General features: G+C 44.0%; 13 protein-coding genes. 4 read left to right on the top strand and 9 right to left on the bottom strand.

Annotated elements, in window-relative coordinates:
- Positions 1–71: 71 nt before the first annotated feature.
- Together BJN41_RS09875 and dapB are read right to left on the bottom strand one after the other, a co-directional pair.
- The gene (locus BJN41_RS09875; protein ID WP_070154912.1) at positions 72–716 is read right to left on the bottom strand and encodes an START domain-containing protein; all 645 of its coding nucleotides are present in this window, start codon (positions 714–716) and stop codon (positions 72–74) included.
- A gap of 398 nt (positions 717–1114) precedes the next feature.
- Positions 1115–1936, bottom strand: a complete 822-nt coding sequence (gene dapB, locus BJN41_RS09870; protein WP_070154911.1) for a 4-hydroxy-tetrahydrodipicolinate reductase — start codon at positions 1934–1936, stop codon at positions 1115–1117.
- A 283-nt stretch (positions 1937–2219) separates the two neighbouring features.
- On the opposite strand from dapB, the gene BJN41_RS09865 reads away from it, so the two are divergent.
- The gene (locus BJN41_RS09865; protein ID WP_019837348.1) at positions 2220–2504 is read left to right on the top strand and encodes a hypothetical protein; all 285 of its coding nucleotides are present in this window, start codon (positions 2220–2222) and stop codon (positions 2502–2504) included.
- A gap of 95 nt (positions 2505–2599) precedes the next feature.
- On the opposite strand, the gene dnaJ is transcribed toward BJN41_RS09865, so the two are convergent.
- The 4 genes from dnaJ to BJN41_RS09845 all read right to left on the bottom strand — a co-directional run bounded on the left by dnaJ (position 2600) and on the right by BJN41_RS09845 (position 8631).
- On the bottom strand, positions 2600–3712 hold the full coding sequence (gene dnaJ / locus BJN41_RS09860) for a molecular chaperone DnaJ (RefSeq protein WP_019837347.1): 1113 nt from the start codon (positions 3710–3712) through the stop codon (positions 2600–2602).
- Between the two features lie 128 nt (positions 3713–3840).
- On the bottom strand, positions 3841–4218 hold the full coding sequence (locus BJN41_RS09855) for a hypothetical protein (protein WP_070154959.1): 378 nt from the start codon (positions 4216–4218) through the stop codon (positions 3841–3843).
- Positions 4219–4353: 135 nt separating this feature from the next.
- On the bottom strand, positions 4354–7488 hold the full coding sequence (locus BJN41_RS09850; protein WP_070154909.1) for an efflux RND transporter permease subunit: 3135 nt from the start codon (positions 7486–7488) through the stop codon (positions 4354–4356).
- A 3-nt stretch (positions 7489–7491) separates the two neighbouring features.
- The gene (locus tag BJN41_RS09845; RefSeq protein ID WP_070154908.1) at positions 7492–8631 is read right to left on the bottom strand and encodes an efflux RND transporter periplasmic adaptor subunit; all 1140 of its coding nucleotides are present in this window, start codon (positions 8629–8631) and stop codon (positions 7492–7494) included.
- A 147-nt stretch (positions 8632–8778) separates the two neighbouring features.
- Here BJN41_RS09845 and BJN41_RS09840 point away from each other — a divergent pair, with 147 nt between their 5' ends.
- The 3 genes from BJN41_RS09840 to BJN41_RS09830 all read left to right on the top strand — a co-directional run bounded on the left by BJN41_RS09840 (position 8779) and on the right by BJN41_RS09830 (position 13988).
- Complete coding sequence (locus BJN41_RS09840) at positions 8779–9393, top strand: TetR/AcrR family transcriptional regulator (RefSeq protein WP_070154906.1); 615 nt, start codon at positions 8779–8781, stop codon at positions 9391–9393.
- Between the two features lie 211 nt (positions 9394–9604).
- Entirely contained in the window at positions 9605–12289 is a 2685-nt protein-coding gene (gene ppc, locus BJN41_RS09835) for a phosphoenolpyruvate carboxylase (protein ID WP_070154904.1), read from the top strand.
- A 400-nt stretch (positions 12290–12689) separates the two neighbouring features.
- Positions 12690–13988, top strand: coding sequence for a solute carrier family 23 protein (locus BJN41_RS09830; RefSeq protein WP_070154901.1), 1299 nt, complete (start codon positions 12690–12692; stop codon positions 13986–13988).
- Positions 13989–14267: 279 nt separating this feature from the next.
- On the opposite strand, the gene BJN41_RS09825 is transcribed toward BJN41_RS09830, so the two are convergent.
- The 3 genes from BJN41_RS09825 to BJN41_RS09810 all read right to left on the bottom strand — a co-directional run bounded on the left by BJN41_RS09825 (position 14268) and on the right by BJN41_RS09810 (position 16355).
- Positions 14268–14447: a hypothetical protein gene (locus BJN41_RS09825; RefSeq protein WP_004970356.1), complete on the bottom strand. Its 180-nt coding sequence runs from the start codon at positions 14445–14447 to the stop codon at positions 14268–14270.
- Positions 14448–14764: 317 nt separating this feature from the next.
- On the bottom strand, positions 14765–15052 hold the full coding sequence (locus BJN41_RS09815; protein WP_019837337.1) for a chorismate mutase: 288 nt from the start codon (positions 15050–15052) through the stop codon (positions 14765–14767).
- Positions 15042–16355, bottom strand: coding sequence for a hypothetical protein (locus BJN41_RS09810; RefSeq protein WP_070154897.1), 1314 nt, complete (start codon positions 16353–16355; stop codon positions 15042–15044). Before BJN41_RS09810 ends, BJN41_RS09815 begins: the two co-directional genes overlap by 11 nt.
- Between the last annotated feature and the right edge of the window lie 5 nt (positions 16356–16360).

The raw sequence follows: 16360 nt of genomic DNA, 5'->3' as shown, positions 1-16360 counted from the left end.
ACTTCGTGGATGAGATCGACACCGATTTCATCCATTTTTCTAAGATTAAAAATTCAGCGCCACTCCATTATTTAACGCAAAATTTCAGGCAACGCCTTATAACTACCGCTTTTGCTTAATTCAATTTTCATTTTTTGCAGCATTTGATATGGTTGCTGCTGCACAAACATATTCACAAAACTTAAAGGAATCGAGCCCTCAGGGTTAGCATAGCCATAGGTACTGACTTTGACTTTGTGATTGCCCAGTTTCTGAAAGGTCCAGTCGCCTTCGTAATCCTGAATACGCACATAATCTGGGTTCAAGGGATAGCCCCCCTCAATAGCTTTATTTTGAATACTAACTATACCTTGCACATCTTTACTCATTTTACCTTTGACCACTAAATCACGATCTTTTAGCGGAAAAGGAAAATCCAGCACCATATACAGCAAGAACTCACCTTTTTGGTCATCTCGTGATAAGACTTTGACACTGCCCACATAAGGCACCCATTTCACGGCATGATCAACATCTAAAATTAAGGCAGCAGCTTTTTCTAAAGGTACATTGAAGGTGGTTTCAGCCTTATACACAAACACAGGGCTAGACTGCTGTTGAAAGGTCCAGACTTTAATATTGTTTTTATGTATGCTCAGTTTGGCATGTTCAATATTTTGTGCAGAGGCCGCACAAATACAGGTGCTTAACCCAAGCATCAGCAGAGATTTTTTCATTTTATTTTGCATCTTATTTGGGTCTGTTGACAATTCGTCTATGTTTGCGACAACGCATATTTTTTAGCTGATATAAGGCATGAGGCAGGAAATTTAGTTATTCTAAATGACTGACTCATAACGCAATAGCAGTAAAAAATATGCTTGTCCTGAAAGGCTGTGGCTAAAACTTTCTCAGTTTGCGTTATGAAACTTGGCAATAGTCTCGCTATTCCCTGCGTTTCATGCCTGATCTGCTCAGTTTTAGCCTACAGCGCAAGCCATTTATGAAATGTCAACAGACCCTAGTTTTAGATCGGGTCTGATGCGTCATCATCCATGACATCAGACCCTAGTTTTAGCGGCAGATTGACAATTATTCAAGTCATTTTTATCTATTTCGGATCCCTGCGCAGTTTTTAAACCTGAATATCGTTAAATCCAAGAACATCTTTCATATCGTATTTACGCGCTTCGCGTCCCACTACCCACGCTGCAGCACGCACGGCACCTGCAGCAAAGTTCATGCGGTTGGTGGCTTTGTGGGTAATTTCCACACGCTCGCCATCGGCAATAAACATCGCAGTATGTTCACCCACAATGTCGCCACCACGAATGGTTTGGAAACCAATACTTTTACGTTCACGTGGTCCTGTATGTCCTTCGCGGCAGTAAACAGCGTCGTGTTTTAAATCACGACCTAAGGTTGCTGCAATCGCCTCGCCCATCATCAATGCCGTGCCTGATGGTGCATCGACTTTATGACGATGATGCGCTTCAATCACTTCAATATCTACACTATCACCAAAGACTTTGGCTGCCAATTCCAACAGTTTAATAGATACGTTTACCCCTACTGAATAGTTGGCAGCATACACTACTGGGGTCTGTTGAGCCGATTCTTCTAAGAGTGCTTTTTGTTCATCATTCATGCCTGTGGTGCCAATCACAATCGCCACGCCTGCTTCACGACAAAGCTTTAAGTGCTGTGCAGTGGCGGCTGGTGCGGTAAAGTCGATCACGACATCGCAGTCAGCTAATACTTGCTCTAGGCTACCCACCACTTTCACGCCCAGTGTACCTACACCTGCCAACTCTCCTGCATCTGCACCCAATAAACTGCTTTCTGGACGCTCTACTGCGGCAGCCAATTGGTAGCCTGCTTCTTGAACAGCTTGAATTAAGATGCGCCCCATACGGCCGCCTGCGCCTAATACACCAATGCGTGGAGTTGCTGACATAGCATATTCCTAAAATAGATTCTAAATTGTGCTTACTATAGCAAAACTCGCTGCCTAGACTAAGTTTGTCTGCCAAGTTTCTGGGTTTATTTTTATCCGAAAGCAAGCCGAGCTGTACTACTGATGGTCACTTTACACCCCTCAGGTAAACTTTTAACGAAGCGATGCTAAAAATTTATCTGAAAATGCTCATTTTTTATTTTTATTTCACAAATTTGCAAACTTGTATGCGCAGACTAGCCTGCACGAATGATAACAACTGCACAAATTAAAGGGGATTTACATGCATTCGAAGAACATGGTATTGGCATTATTGTTAGGCATGAGCACAGCATCCGTATTTGCAGAGCCTGTACTTCAAGAAGGGGATACGCTAGAAAGCCTGTCCAAAGTCCGTATTAGCGTGACACTACAAGAACCGCTTGCTGTTGAAGTTGATACACCTGAACTAGAAGAAGCTGCAACAGAACATGGGGTTGTTACAAGCGCTCAACCACAAACTGTCGTTAAAACAGCAACGGCTGAAATGGTGGATGTTTTAGAGATTGATGTGCCTGAAATCGAATAAGCGTGCAGCAGATACAACAAAGGCGATCCATAAGATCGCCTTTATTTTTTGAGTTTAGATCAGGTTGTGCTTCGACATACCTAATCTAAGTTTCCTTAATCAAACAAACGATCAAAGAAAGACTTCTTCTTTGGTGATGACTGACTGCCCTCACCTTCCATCGTCGTCTGTAACTCTTTTAACAGTTCACGCTGACGTGCCGTTAAATTCACAGGTGTTTCCACCACAATACGGCAGAGCAAATCGCCCTGCATACTGCTACGCACAGGTTTTACCCCTTTACCACGCAAACGGAATAATTTACCAGTCTGTGTTCCCTCAGGCACTTTCAGGCTCACGCGGCCATCTAGAGTCGGAATTTCAATTTCCTTACCTAAAGCAGCATCGGCAATGCTGACAGGTACATCCATATATAGGTCGGCACCATCACGCTGGAAGATTTCATGCTCGCGCACCACTACTTCTACGTATAAATCTCCTGATTGACCATCACGAATCGCTTCACCTTTACCCGTTAAGCGTACGCGGTCGCCATTGTCCACCCCTGCAGGAATGGTCACTTCAAGAGTTTGTTGACGGTCTGACACCCCCGAACCATGACATTTTTTACATGGATTCTTGATGATTTTGCCCTGACCACGACAGGTACTACAGGTTTGCTGTACCGAGAAGAATCCTTGCTGCATGCGTACTTGACCCGCACCATGACAGGTTGGACAGGTTTCAACATCATTTGGATTTTCTGAGCCTTTACCATCACAAGCGTCACATGGCGCAGGTGCTGTAAAGGTGATGGTTTTCTTAACGCCTTTGACTGCTTCTTCAAGCGTGAGTTCCATCACATAGCGTAAGTCTGAACCACGACGCGCACGTTGCTGACCACGCCCACCGCCACCGAATGCACCACCGAAAATATCACCGAACTGACTAAAGATGTCTTCTGCACTAAAACCACCGAAGCCACCACCGCCGCCCATACCACCTTCAAAGGCATTATGCCCCATACGATCATACATGCTGCGTTTTTCGGCATCCGATAAAACTTCATAAGCTTCTGCAGCTTCTTTAAATTTCTCTTCGGCTTCGGTGTTGTCTGGGTTGCGGTCAGGATGATATTTCATCGCCAACTTACGGTAGGCTTTTTTTATTTCATCATCACTAGCGGTTTTAGCGACACCCAAAACCTCATAATAATCACGTTTAGCCATGTCTGGCGATGCTCCTCACGGAATTCTAATTAAAACTGAACTGATTTTTGAAATTGGGGTAAAACTGAGTTTTACAAGGGAAGACTGCTAAAAATTTTAGCTGCCTGCTGAATACACGCGAAAAGTCCTTAGAATACGGCTTTATTTTTCAAAAATTTGGATAGCCCTTTAATCCAAGCATTGATTAAAAACAAGAAGGCAATCACGGCAAAGACGACACCTGCTACGGTGCAGGCTTTAACCCATAAAAAAGCATCCCAAGGAAAGAAAGCCAATGGAATAAACCACAATGCAGCAAACATTGCCAATACCGTATAAATCAGCACATTGCGCATAACCCATAAAGCCTGCGCCTGTAACCAGACTTCAGTGCTATCGACCACAATCACTTTACGGGCATACCAATAAGCTAACGCGCCGCTCACCACAGTAAATAAAGCAAAAAACATAAACACGTAAGAGATCGCAACCGAACGGCGAAACTTTAACAAGTTATCTTGCTTCATAATGTGATTAAACCCCATCTGTGCCATGCTTTATTTTTTAATCTGGCGCATGCTGTAACGTATGCAAAGGCTGAAAAATATAAGGTGCTACTATATTGAAATTTTCCAAGTTTCGCACCCGTTATTATGTCACTTTTACAGATTATGTGGATTTTTTTTCACTTTAAACCACTGGGCGTATAACGCAGGTAAAAAGAACAGAGTTAATAAGGTCGCGACAATTAATCCGCCCATAATTGCCACAGCCATCGGGCCAAAGAAAATACTGCGAGAAAGTGGAATCATCGCCAAAACAGCCGCTAATGCTGTAAGGACAATTGGACGACAACGGCGTACCGTGGCATTAATGATTGCATCCCACTGTGACTCTCCTGCAAGAATGTCTTGTTCAATCTGATCAATTAAAATCAGGGAGTTGCGCATGATCATACCCGACAAGGCAATTGTGCCGAGCATCGCCACAAAACCAAAGGGTTTGTTAAACAGCAACAGGAACAATACCACACCAATAATGCCAAGCGGTGCAGTCAAAAATACAATGAACGCACGAGACATGCTACGCAGCTGAATCATTAACAAGGTCATCACCACTGCAAGGAAAACTGGCATGCCTGCATTGACTGACTTTTGCCCACGTGCCGACTCTTCAACCGTGCCGCCCACTTCAATTAAATAGCCACTTGGCAAAGTACCTTTATAGCTTTCAAGCTCAGGCTGAATCTGATTCACCACCGTTGCAGGTTGTAAACCTGTACTAATGTCCGCACGAACAGTAATGGTTGGCAAACGATTACGATGCCAAATTAAACCTTCTTCAAAACGGTATTCAATTTGTGCAATTTGTGCCAATGGCACCGATGTTCCACGTGTAGTCGGTACAGCCAAACTGCTTAAGGATGCAACATCTAGGCGCTCACTTTGATCTCCACGTAAACGAATTTCAATCAGTTCACGTTTTTCACGATACTGGTTGATTGCGGCACCACTGATAGAGCTATTGAGGAAGTTAGCCAAATCTAGACTCGACACTCCCATTTGACGGGCACGGTCTTGATCGATTTGCAATTGAATGACTTTGCTCGGCTCACCCCAATCTAAATGCACATTGGTGCTGTTTGGGTTGGCACTGATGGTGGCTGCGACTTGCTGCGCCCATTGCCGTACTTGTGCCAAGTCTTCCCCTGACACGCGAAATTGCAATGGATAACCCACAGGCGGACCATTTTCCAATAACGACACGCGAGTACGTACCTCTGGCAATAACAAGCGAATTTGCTCTGATAAATTACGACGAATTTCATTGCGGTCTTCTAAGGAGGATGCCAACACCACAAATTGAGCAAAACTGGCTTGCGGCAATTGCTGATCTAGCGGCAAATAAAAACGTGGCGAACCTGTACCTACATAAGCCACATAATTGTCGATACCTTGTTGTTGTGCTAAAAACTTTTCAACTTTTTTGACTGCGGCCTCGGTGGCTTTGAGCGATGCACCTTCTTCTAGTTTTAAATCGACCAAAATTTCTGCCCGATTGGAAGGCGGGAAAAATTGTTGAGGTACCAATTTAAACATTGCAATCGATAACACAAAAATCGCAATAGTGGCCACARTTACGGTTTTACGATAGCGCACACAGGTGTTTACCCATGACCGAAATACCTGATAGAAACGGGTTTGATACGGGTCATGCACCTCACCAGCCTGATGCACCACAGGCTGCGGCTCAGCTTGTTTGCGTACACGCGCCCAAAGAAGTTGATACCAAGGCGCTCGCTGTGCATGACGCTGAAAATCTGGCAATAATTTATCGCCCAGATAGGGCACAAATAGCACGGCAGCAAACCAGGACACCACCAAAGCTATGGTGACCACTTGGAAGATTGAACGGGTATATTCCCCTGTACTTGAGGCTGCTGTAGCAATGGGTAAAAAACCTGCTGCGGTAATCAATGTCCCAGTCAGCATAGGGAAAGCAGTCGTTCGCCAGGCATGGCCTGCCGCTTGCAAGCGGCTATAGCCTTGCTCCATCTTAATTGCCATCATTTCAATGGCGATAATGGCATCATCCACCAATAATCCGAGCGCTAGAATAAGCGCACCGAGTGAAATTTTGTGCAGCCCGACATCAAACAAATGCATACCTGCAAAAGTCATCGCCAAAACCAGTGGAATGGAAAATGCCACCACCAAGCCAGTACGAAAACCCAATGAAAAGAAGCTGACCAAAAGCACGATAATCACCGCCTCAGCCAAGACTTTCATAAATTCATTGACGCTGTGTTTTACCGCTACAGGTTGATCAGACACTTTTTGCAGTTGCATGCCTAAAGGCAAAGTTTTTTGCAAACGAGCAAATTCTGTTTCCAGATTTTTCCCCAAAGCCAAAATATCTCCGCCTTTACGCATCGACACCGCAATGCCAATGCCGTTTTCGCCCATAAAGCGCATACGTGGTTGGGCCGGTTCGCTAAACCCACGATAGACCTCAGCAACATCGCCCAGTTGAATGGTGGTGCCATTCACCAACAGTGGCATTTGTTTCAGCTCATCAACACTGTTCAATGCACCACTCACACGTACCTGAATACGGTCTGAATTGGTTTCAAAAAAACCTGCGCTTGCCATGCTGTTTTGTTGTTGTAAGGCTTGCTGAATCGCGCTAACAGGAATTCCGAGTTGTGCGGCTTTGGTATTAGACAACTCAATCCAGATTTTTTGGTCTTGCAAACCGACCAAATTGACTTTGGCCACATCTTTGACCCGCTGCAATTGTAGCTGCAAACGGTCGGCATATTCTTTGAGGGTAGCGTAATCATAGTCTGCGCCTGTCAGCACATAAATATTACCAAAAGTGTCGCCAAATTCATCATTAAAAAATGGGCCTTGTACCCCTTGTGGCAATTCATGGCGAATGTCATTGACCTTTTTACGCACCTTATACCAGACATCTGGAATTTGGCTGGAACGCATGGAATCTTTGGCAATAAAAGTCACCATGGACTCGCCCGGACGCGAATAAGCCATGATGCGTTCATAATCGCCCGTGCTCATCAATTCTTTTTCAATACGGTCAGTGACTTGTAAGGAAACCTCTTTGGCACTCGCTCCTGGCCAATAGGTTTGAATCACCATCACTTTAAAGGTAAACGGTGGATCTTCACTTTGTGCCAATTTGGAATAGGAAAAAATACCAACAATGCCCAACAACAGCATCAAGTAGACCACTAAACCCTTATTTTTTAATGCCCATTCGGATAAGTTAAAATTCATATTTTAACGCTCCGTCTGTGTAGCAGCAGGAGCTGCCTGAGCTTTAGTATTGACCGCCTGTACAGTTTGATTGTCACGGTTAATTGGGCGGATTTTTTGTCGATCACGCAGTAAATGTACCCCACCCATCACCACATAATCTTGCGGCTGCAAGCCACTGAGTACAGGCACGCTGTCCCGTCCATAAGCGCCCAAGGTAACAGGAACTTGGCGCACGGTTGAATCAGGCTGTAAAACCAAAACAAAAGCTTGTTGCCCCGTTGCCGATACGCTAGATAAAGGTACATATAAACCCTGATTGGCTTGGCGAGTCAGAAATACCCGCGCACTTTGCCCCAATTGAATCTGTGCATTGCCTTCGCGTAAAGCCACTTTGACTTTAAAAGTACGCGACTGATCTGCCGCAGGGGAAATTTCTCGAACCTTACCTGTAAAACGACTATCAGGTTGTGACCATAAACTGACAGTTGCCTCTTGCCCGACCCGAATATCAGCAACTGCTTGTTCAGGCACGCCAATCACGACTTCACGTTCTCCATCAATCGCCAATTGATAAGCGACCTGCCCTGCCGCTAAAACCTGCCCAACTTCAATATTGCGTTCAGTAATCACGCCATTTTTTGTGGCACGCAACTGGTTATAGTCGGTTTGATTACTGCTAACCGCATAATTGGACTGTGCCTGTTTCAACTGTGCCATGGCATGTTGATACTGGTTTTTGACTGCATCATATTGCGAGCGGCTGACTGCATTCATGGGTAACAATTGCTGAAAACGCTGCAATTCATCACTGGCAACTTTTGCAGCAGATTGCGCACTTTCCAGTTGCGCACGTGCGGCATTGAGCTGTAATGCTGCATCTTGCACATCCAGAGTTGCTAAGACTTGCCCAACCTTAACCTGATCTCCCACATCGGCAAAACGCTGTGTAACTTGCCCTGCAACCCGAAATGCCAAAGCAGTTTGCTGACGTGCTTGTACCTCGCCTGCATAGCTTTTTTGCTCAAGATGTAAACTGCTGGGCTGGGTCACCATCACCAAAGGAACTTCCTGTTCAACCTCGGTTTTTTGCTTGCTGCATCCCATTAGGGTGATACAGCACAGCAGCATCAGGCTACCAATGAGATTCTGAGTCGTTTTCATCTCGCGTGCTCTTATTTAAACGTTTTTATTAGGGCAGAATACGCAGTATATTAAATTGATTATTTTTTAATTAATATACCACTAGGTACATTAATTAAAACTGAAGCGTCATTTTCTAGTTGTACTGATGCAAATTAGGAGGAGCGTGTGCAGATTCATGTCGGAAGACCCAAAGATTTAGAAAAACGCCAACGTATTTTAATGTCGGCAAAACACTTGTTTTTAAAGTTGGGCTTTCATGGTTCAAGTATGAATCAGATTGCACGTGAAGCAGGCGTGACCAAATTAACGGTGTATAATCACTTTCAAGACAAAGCCACCTTATTTTCCTGTGCCATTGAAGAAACCTGTGAAAGTCTGCTCAAAGCACAGCCTTTGGACTTGACTGCACATCGCAATTTTAAGCAGGCTTTATACCAAGCCTGTGAACTGTCCTTGAACTTGGTCAATATGCCTGAAGCGATTAAATTAGAGCACTTGCTGATGGAGCTGGCCTCGGAGCAAAATCCGTTGGCATTGCAGTTTTACAATGCCTCACATGCCAAACTTCGCGCGATGTGGGAAAGCTTCTTTCGTCAAGCTGCAGAACTAAAATTTATTCAGGCAGATGAACCTAAAACACAAACAGAATTGATCGTTTCCTTACTGCATGGTTTACGTCACCACGAAGTTTTACTCGGTGTACGTGCCGTGCCCGATGCTGCACAATCTCAAAAAATTATTGAAGATGCGATTGGTATTTTTATGCTGCGTTATGGCTGAACAGGCTAATAAAGGTTGATCTAAATCGGAGTTTCTTTTACCAAATAGCATTCCACTCCGCCCTGTATTTCTCTCCTAAATACTGCCGCTTGGCTCTATAACTTCAGATGCGCAAATTCCATGCAACTTTTGTAGATAGCCCGCTTGGATTGTTTCTAAATCGGGGTATAGTCTTAACAGAGTAAAAAACACAGAACATGGAGAACAACGAATGATTCAACAAATTGATGCTCCTCTACGCGATGACGTACGCTTACTTGGCAACTTATTGGGTGAGACCCTCAAGTTACACGCAGGACAAGATTTGTTTAATCAGGTCGAACAAATTCGTGCTTTATCTAAAGGCGCGCGCGATGGACAAGCCGAAGCTGAAAAACAACTCGAACAACTGTTTTTAAGTCTAGAAGATGACGAAATCTTACCGCTCACCCGTGCCTTTACCCACTTTTTGAACTTTGCCAACATCGCCGAGCAATATCATGTGGTGCGGAGTCGTCGCCAAAGCGAATTTGATGAACATGCTGTTTCTCCAAACCCTCTCGATCGCTTATTCCTCAAGTTTAAAGACAACCAAATTTCTGCAGAAACCCTCTTTCAACAAGTCTGCGAACTGAAAATTGAATTGGTTTTAACTGCGCATCCGACTGAAGTCAGCCGTCGTACCCTGATTCAAAAATATGACGATATTAATGACTGCCTATCTAAAATGGATCAACAAAAACTGACGCCACGTGAACGTCAGGCAGTTTTGGCAGATTTAAAACAGCTCATCAGCTCAGCTTGGCAAACCGATGAAATTCGTCAGCATCGCCCAACCCCAGTCGATGAAGCCAAATGGGGTTTTACCACCATTGAGCAGACCTTATGGAATGCCGTGCCTAAATTCATGCGTGAATTAGACGGCATTGTGCAAGAACATTGTGGGCAAAACTTGCCGCTAACCGTTGCCCCTGTGCGTTTTGCTTCATGGATGGGTGGTGACCGTGATGGTAACCCTAATGTCACCCATAAAGTCACCCAAGAAGTATTGTGGTTGTCGCGCTGGAAAGCAGCAGAATTATATTTACGCGATATTGAAAACTTGCGTTGGGAACTCTCGATTCAGCAATGCAGCCCTGAACTGGCCGATGCTTTAGGACATTTCCATGCAGAGCCGTATCGTGAATATTTACGTGACACTCGTGAACGCCTAAAAGCCACCCGTGATTGGTTGGCTGCCAAATTACAAGGCAAAGATGGCGATGACAGCTTGGTGATTAAAAGCAAAGATGAACTGTTACAGCCTTTATTGCTATGTTATCGCTCACTCACCGCTTGCCAGCTATCAGAGATTGCCAATGGCAAATTGTTGGATCTGATTCATCGGGTCAACTGTTTTGGTATTGAATTACTGAAACTGGATATTCGTCAGGAGTCTGGACGTCATCGCCAAGCCATTTCTGCCATTACCGAATATTTAGGTTTGGGCAATTTTGAAACTTGGACTGAACAAGCGCGTCAGAACTTCCTACTTCAAGAATTGCAAAGCAAACGTCCATTATTGCCAAAATTCATGCAGGAACCTGCAGAAAGCCTGATTCAACATCCCGATGTGCAAGAAGTGTTTGCTACCATGCGCACGTTGGCTGCACAGCCGCAAGAAAGCTTGGGCGCTTATATTATTTCCATGGCGGAATATCCAAGTGATGTGTTGGCGGTGTTATTGCTACAAAAAGAAGCAGGCATTCAGCATCCTTTACGTGTGGTGCCGCTGTTTGAAACCCTGAAAGATTTGGATGGGGCTGCCCAGACCATGAATACCCTATTTAATATGCATTGGTACAAACAGCATATTCAGGGTAAACATGAGGTCATGATTGGCTACTCAGACTCCGCCAAAGATGCAGGTTTTATGTCTGCCAACTGGGCACAGTACCGCGCTCAGGAAGAACTGACTGCGGTAGCGCAGCAACATGTTGTGCAGCTGACCTTATTTCATGGTCGTGGTGGTTCCATCAGCCGTGGTGGTGCACCGACTCAACAAGCACTGTTCTCACAGCCACCAGGGTCTATTTCAGGTGCAATTCGCGTGACCGAACAAGGCGAAATGATTCGTTTTAAATTTGGACTTGAAGGGGTTGCATTGCAAAATCTGGAAGTCTATACCGCTGCTACCTTAGAAGCGACGCTGATGCCACCACCTGTGCCGAAGGCAGAATGGCGCGAGCTCATGCATAACATGACCGAACTTTCGGTACAGGTCTACCGTCAAACTGTGCGTGAAAATCCCCATTTTGTGAAATATTTACGCACCGTTACGCCAGAGCTAGAATTGCAGATGTTGCCGCTCGGTTCACGTCCTGCAAAACGTAAAGTCAGCGGTGGAATTGAATCCTTACGTGCCATTCCTTGGGTGTTTGCATGGACGCAAATCCGTCTGATGCTACCTGCTTGGTTAGGGACAGGCGCGGCAATTAACCAAACAATCGATCAGGGACAAAAAGCCACTTTAGATGAAATGCTCAGCGATTGGCCTTATTTCCAGACTTTAATTGATATGTTGGAAATGGTGTTGTCTAAAGCCGACAGCAATATTGCATTGTATTATGAGTCACACCTGACCGATGACGAAGACCTGAAAGAACTCGGTGAGCAACTGCGTCAACGCCTGCGGGATGCCGTAACAACGTTACTGACTCTCAAAGGGGAATCGCAATTGCTCAGCAGCAATGATGTGCTAGATCAATCGATGCGGGTGCGTAAACCGTATTTATTGCCGCTGCATTTGCTACAGGCAGAGTTGATGAAACGTCGTCGTTTATATTTGGCAGAACAGAATGCCGAACATACCCCTGTCGATCATGCCCTCATGGTAAGCATTGCAGGGATTGCAGCAGGCTTACGCAATACAGGTTAAGCCTCTACGAATAGATAGTACAACAAGCAGAGTCTGTACTCTGCTTGTGGCTACTGCTCTCTCTTAGAAATGACTTAGGCTCATGCTTCATAAAACCAAACACAGTGGACATAATAACGTGAAAGCAAACATGGACTAAGACATGCGTTGCGGGGCTAAAAATCAGTCTAAATTATGTGCAATTAAATTTATTCTTAGTCTGCTTTCATCCCACTAATGCGGCAATACATTCTTTAAATTTATAAATAAAATTACTTATTTATATTAAATGCAATTTTTAACAAATAGTAAAATTTAATCCTAAAAATAAGCAGCTGGTCAGTTTCCTCGCAAAATTTTTAAAAAATTTATGCAATACAAGAGTATGATGTGCTCAATTTAGCTTTTGAGTGCTCACTTTATGTCCAATTGGTTTCCCAAATGGCGCCCCTATGGGGGCAGCATTGATGCACGTCCTGTAGGGACCAATGAGTATCTACCGCCTGCACAAACCGTTATATTGGGGATACAACACGCGTTTGCCATGTTTGGTGCTACGGTACTTGCACCTTTCTTAATGGGCTTTGATCCGAACCTTGCCATTTTAATGTCAGGGATTTGTACCATCCTGTTCTTTTTCATGACAGGTGGGCGCGTGCCAAGTTATTTAGGTTCGAGCTTTGCCTTTATTGGGGTGGTGATTGCTGCCACAGGCTATGCAGGCGCAGCAGGCGGTTTAAATGCCAATATTGGGGTTGCGGCAGGCGGGATTATTGCCTGCGGTATTTTATATGCCCTGATTGGCTTTTTGGTCATGGCTACAGGCACCCGTTGGATTGAAAAATTGATGCCACCTGTGGTGACAGGTGCAGTGGTGATGATCATTGGTTTAAACCTTGCCCCAGTCACAGTCAAAGCCGTTGCTGGCAATCCATTTAATATGTGGATGGCATTGGTAACTGTGCTGTGTATGGGCATGATTGCTGTATTTACCAAAGGTTTATTGCAACGTCTTTTACTGCTAATCGGCTTACTCATGTCATATCTGATCTATTTTATGGTCACCAATGTCATGGGTTGGGGTACGCCAATTAACTTCACACCAATTCAGCAAGCCGCGTGGTTTGGTGTTCCAGACTTTCACGCGCCTGTATTTGACGTGAATGCCATGCTAATTATCGCCCCAATTGCCTTCATTTTGGTGGCAGAGAACTTGGGACACATTAAAKCAGTAGGTGCCATGACTGGTGAAAACCTMGATCCACACATTGGTAAAGCCTTTGTAGCCGATGGTGTTGCCACAACCCTTGCAGGTGGTGTCGGTGCACCGGGTATGACTACCTATGGTGAAAACATTGGGGTGATGGCTGTTACCCGCGTGTATTCCACGATTATTTTTGTGGTGGCGGGGGTCTTTGCAATTTTCCTTGGGCTTTCACCCAAATTTGGGGCAATCATCCATACCATTCCTACCGCCATTTTAACGGGCGCTTCGATTGTGGTATTTGGTTTGATTACCATTGCTGGCGCGAAAATCTGGATTGAAAACAAAGTCGATTTTTCTAAAAACAAAAATCTGATGGTGGCTGCCGTGACCATTATTTTAGGAACGGGTGACTTTGCGTTGCAATTGGGCAGCTTTAACTTGGGCGGGATTGGGACAGCAACTTTTGCAGCCTTGTTCCTGAACTGGTTCTTTAGTTTGCGTGATCCCTCTTAATCAGAACTTGCGGTCATTTGCTTGAACCTAAGCAAATGCCGAAACAATGCAAAAAGACCGAACAACAGTGATTGTTCGGTCTTTTTTTACCTCAAACGGTCTGTCTAGAATGAACCGTTTTTAAGAGATAATGCTTTTACTTGGCTTATTTCTGTTTTTTAAGCTCTTGCTTAAGTTGCTTCAATTTGCCTTTATGTTTTGAAATCTTTTTCAAACGTGCTTTGATTTGTTGCTTCAAAGATTTAACTTGCTTAGCCATGGTATTACTCCTTAGTAAGGCTATTCGTTGCCATTGTGTTGTTTCACAAAACTACGAATAAATTTTCTTAATTCACGAGCAGCACTAGTATCAAGTTCTTCACATAAACGAATAAATTCATCACGTTCAGTACTATTAATACGAATTAAAAGTTGTCCATCTTTCTTGCCTGTCTTTATTTTTTTGATTTGCTCGTTCATTGCTGATCTCTCCAAGATAAAGACTGCTTTGCAAAAGATGTATATACAATATATATACTTTTTAAAATAAAGCAAACTTACAATGTTAAAAAATGTAATAAAATCATATTCTTTTTTTTACCAATTCTTTTTAAAAACCCAGCAAAGCCAAGACAGGCAAGGCTTAGCGCTCAAAGCCACCTGCAGAAAAAACAAGCAAATAATTTTTAAAAATTATGCTTTGAATACCAAGATGGCATATAAATACGCGGTTTTACCGCATAAATGCAAAGTTTGGGCTGCGTTTGAAGCATCGCCCAAACTTAGAGATAGATCAGTTAAGGACGAAATTCTTTTAATTCACGCTGAATAAAATGCTGAATCATATCGTGATACAAACGCTCGACCATGTCAGGATCGACTGCATGCTGCACAGCCAAAGCACGGACTTTTTCAATCACTTCTTTCACGCGCTGTGGCGACTGTACATCATCCACAGTCTGTTTATGGCGCATCGCCTGATCGACATAAAACTGACGCGATGCAATCAGTTCAATTAAAGCCACATCAATTTGGTCTATTTTGTCACGTGCTTGTTGTAATGATTTTACTTTTTCATTGTTCATGGGCTTGGGCTACACTTTCAGTTTCGGTTTCACTCTTATACTTTTCTTCTAACACATTACTGAAAATACTTTCAATCATCCACACCCGATATAAGCTATTAAACACGTAGCTTTGTCCATCTATACGCAATTCCAACACAGGAAAATCAGGCTGAGATTTCATTTCACACAGCATATCATTTTCTTTGAGCAACTCAGTCACATCCGCTGTGGTCAGTTGATCTAACTCGAGTTCACGCTGCATACGCTCAAAATGCGCTTTAAAGGATAAATCCTGTCCCCTCGTCCACACTGCCTGCAAAATACGATATATGGCATCGACACGCTGTTCTTCAGGCACACTGTAATACAGTTGAGCCATTTGATAAGTCGCCTGCTCGGTCGGGCGGCAAAACGGCGTAAATGCAACATCAGTACGTTTAGATAATCGCGTCGCCAAACTCCAGTCAAAGCAGTCACGCCCATGATAGGACAAAGGATACACATTCAAATGAATATTGTAATAGGCAGCCAATTCTTCTTTGATATACGCCAATAACAACCAAGAAATTGGGTCTTCCAGCGCGATATATAAATCCAATTCAGGGTCGAGTGCCTGAATTTCATTGAGTTCTTCGGCATCACTAATTAAATGCTCACACCATTCAATATGATTGATCAAGAAAATAGGATTATCGGTGAGTAATTTTTGTTGTTTTAAACGGCGAGTCAAACGCAATAAATCATCTACGGCATGATATTTACGTCCACCAAATTCAAAATAACTGGCCAATACAGGTACATCATCAAAAACCCGTTCAGAAAAATCCTGAATTTGATGATGACGACTGGCCATGGCATATAAGGTGCGTAATTTACCCGACTGCTTTTGCCACAGCATGTGGAACACATCTTCGAGTAAATACAAGAAATCCTGACCACGTAACGGCGTATGCCGCAAAATGGCTTCTGCCTGCATTAAGGCCTCTGCAGTTGGCGGTTCAGGGGTATCGTGAAAACTAAAACGATGCTGTTTGGCAAGAATTTGTGCATCTTGGATACAATAATTTTGCCATTCTACAGCCGACATTTGGTTCGGTGCATCGCCACTTTGCCGCGAAATCACCACGGTTAAAGGTTTTAATTCATCGGCCAGAATATCTTCTAATTGCGGCAATTGCTGTACAGCCAAATAGCTATATACATCATCTAGACGTAAATACACACTCAGTCCGTGTTCCGTGGACAACACCGCTTGCCGAGATGGTTTTTGATAAAACCATCTGGATCGGATCGGATCGAACCAACGGCGTAACAGTGACATGAGAT

It is taken from the genome of Acinetobacter towneri (assembly GCF_001758345.1).
GTDB lineage: Bacteria > Pseudomonadota > Gammaproteobacteria > Pseudomonadales > Moraxellaceae > Acinetobacter > Acinetobacter towneri_A.
The sequence above is the reverse complement of the archived record's forward strand: the minus strand, read 5'-3'. Positions and strand labels throughout refer to the sequence as shown.

Bases quoted from the DNA above. Each gene is read 5' to 3' on its own strand.
- dnaJ (WP_019837347.1), bottom strand. From the start codon at position 3,712: ATGGCTAAACGTGATTATTATGAGGTTTTGGGTGTCGCTAAAACCGCT.
- BJN41_RS09865 (WP_019837348.1), top strand. From the start codon at position 2,220: ATGCATTCGAAGAACATGGTATTGGCATTATTGTTAGGCATGAGCACA.
- BJN41_RS09845 (WP_070154908.1), bottom strand. From the start codon at position 8,631: ATGAAAACGACTCAGAATCTCATTGGTAGCCTGATGCTGCTGTGCTGT.
- BJN41_RS09825 (WP_004970356.1), bottom strand. From the start codon at position 14,447: ATGAACGAGCAAATCAAAAAAATAAAGACAGGCAAGAAAGATGGACAA.
- ppc (WP_070154904.1), top strand. From the start codon at position 9,605: ATGATTCAACAAATTGATGCTCCTCTACGCGATGACGTACGCTTACTT.
- dapB (WP_070154911.1), bottom strand. From the start codon at position 1,936: ATGTCAGCAACTCCACGCATTGGTGTATTAGGCGCAGGCGGCCGTATG.
- BJN41_RS09815 (WP_019837337.1), bottom strand. From the start codon at position 15,052: ATGAACAATGAAAAAGTAAAATCATTACAACAAGCACGTGACAAAATA.
- BJN41_RS09875 (WP_070154912.1), bottom strand. From the start codon at position 716: ATGAAAAAATCTCTGCTGATGCTTGGGTTAAGCACCTGTATTTGTGCG.
- BJN41_RS09855 (WP_070154959.1), bottom strand. From the start codon at position 4,218: ATGAAGCAAGATAACTTGTTAAAGTTTCGCCGTTCGGTTGCGATCTCT.
- BJN41_RS09810 (WP_070154897.1), bottom strand. From the start codon at position 16,355: ATGTCACTGTTACGCCGTTGGTTCGATCCGATCCGATCCAGATGGTTT.